Genomic DNA, 2166 nt, shown 5'->3' with positions numbered 1-2166 from the left:
TCAAGCAAAGCAACTACATTTTTATCCCGCCGAATCAGGTACATTTTTACACCGTTGTTTACAAATGAGCCACTTTCCGCATGGCGCAACTCCCTGACCAGGTCTTTTTAGATTGAAACCGGCCCGATTCGCCGAAATGTCATAGGAACACGTATTGGAGATTAAGTGTTGCATTTTATGGTCATAAGCGTGATTTACAATAGGTGTGTATATACGCACCATCTCACGCCGCAACAAGGATGGATCCGAGGTAAGGTACGTACAGTTGGCGCATAACGTCTGGGACAGGAAGACCAAGTGCGCCAAGGCCCAGATGATCTATAGCTTCGGGCGGGAAGACGAGCTGGACAAAGAAGCTTTAAGGCGGCTGGCCCGCTCCATCGGCAGGTTCCTCTCCCCCGAAGACGCCCCGGAGGCTGGTGCCGGCCCACTCAAGTTTCTCTCCTCCGTTCCCTTCGGCGGGGCATATGTGTTGGATCACCTGTGGCGAGAGCTCAAGATAGACGAGGCGCTCGCCAAGTTGCTTTCAGGCAGGAAACACTCCACCCCGGTGGAGAGAGCCATCTTTTCCATGGTGGCCAATCGGGCCCTGGCACCCTCCTCCAAGCTGGCCATAGAGGACTGGGTTTCCCGGGCGGCCGTCCCCGGGGTGGAGGAGGCATCCGTGCACAACCTCTACCGGGCCATGGACTTTCTCCTAGAGGCGGCAGAGGAGATCCAGCGCGAGGTCTTCTTCTCCTGTGCCAACCTTCTGAACCTCGAGGTGGATCTCATCTTCTTCGACACCACCAGCGTCTACTTCGAGACGGAGGAAGAGGATGAGGACAATGGGGACGAGCCGGGCTTGCACAAACGGGGGTGCTCCGGGGACAAGAGGCCTGACCTCCCCCAGGCGGTGGTGGGACTCGCGGTGACCCGGGAGGGAATACCGGTCAGGTGCTGGACTTGGCCGGGAAACACCATGGATATGAGCGTGATCCGCGAGGTCAAGGAGGGCCTGGCGGGCTGGAGGCTCTCCCGGGTGGTTACCGTGACCGACCGGGGCTTTTCCTCCGAGGACAATTTGAGGTACCTGCAGCGGGGAGGGGGGCACTACATCTGCGGGGAGAAGATGAGGCCGGGAAAGCCGGTGGTGGAGGCGGCGCTCGCCTCCCCCGGCAGGTACAGGAAAGTGAGGGATAACCTGGAGGTAAAGGAGCTCACCATAGGGGACGGCGAGGCCCGGGTGCGCTACGTCCTGGTAAGGAACCCGGAGCGGGTCAGGCGGGACAAGGCGGAACGGGAATCCATCATCAGTGCCCTGGAGGAGAAGCTCTCCCGCCTGAAGGAGGCCAAGGGGGAGGCCCACTCGCGGGCGGCCTGCGCCCTTCTTTCCCACCGGGCCTACGGGCGCTATCTCAAGACAGGGAAAGGGGGAGGCCCCATCCTGGACAGGAAGAGGGTGGCCGCAGACGCGAGGCTGGACGGCAAGTACTTGATCCGCACCTCCGACGACACCCTCTCCGCCGAGGACGTGGCCTTGGGCTACAAGCAGCTGGCCGAGGTGGAGGCGGCCTTCCGCAGCCTGAAGCACACCCTGGATATCCGCCCCGTCAATCACCGCAAGGCCGACCGCATCAAGTCCCACGTGCTTCTGTGCTGGTTGGCGCTTCTGCTCGTGAGGGTGGCGGAGACGAGATGTGATGATGCCTGGAGGAACATAAGGAACGAACTGGACCGCATGCACCTGGGTATCTTCTCCGGGCCGGACGGGCTTCTTAAGCAGAGGACCGAGACCACCCCCGCCCAGATGCGCATATTCAGCGCCCTGGATATCCCCGAACCGCCCCTGATCACCGAAATCAGCCCGAAAAAGGCCAAGAAACGGACCGCCTAGTTACACGCCTATTTTTGCGGAATCCCCCCAACCCCTTTATCCATGCGCCTTTCCGGAATCGGTTTATCTGTCAACTGTCGAACTCCAGTATGATGGAAGAAGCAAATGGAATCTGCAGGATTGTAACTCTGCAGAGATCCAGGAATAGGTTATTGGCATGGAAGGACATTCGAGCCACCAGGCAGTCCTTCGGTCGCTTATCGGGAAGGTAGCTTATGGTACACGAGGGTGTGCAATTTGATGAGATAGGATAATGGTCGGAAGTAAAGCTCGACATTGTGAGAAAGTAT

The 2166-nt window shown here is 58.9% G+C and carries 1 protein-coding gene; it reads left to right on the top strand.

Annotation, left to right across the window (positions count from 1 at the left end):
- Nucleotides 1–205 precede the first annotated feature (205 nt).
- The gene (locus QME84_12690; protein MDI6875120.1) at nucleotides 206–1876 is read left to right on the top strand and encodes an IS1634 family transposase; all 1671 of its coding nucleotides are present in this window, start codon (nucleotides 206–208) and stop codon (nucleotides 1874–1876) included.
- Nucleotides 1877–2166 lie beyond the last annotated feature (290 nt).

Source organism: Actinomycetota bacterium (assembly GCA_030019255.1).
Lineage (GTDB): Bacteria > Actinomycetota > Geothermincolia > Geothermincolales > RBG-13-55-18 > Solincola_A.
This window is presented reverse-complemented; position numbering and strand designations above follow the sequence as displayed.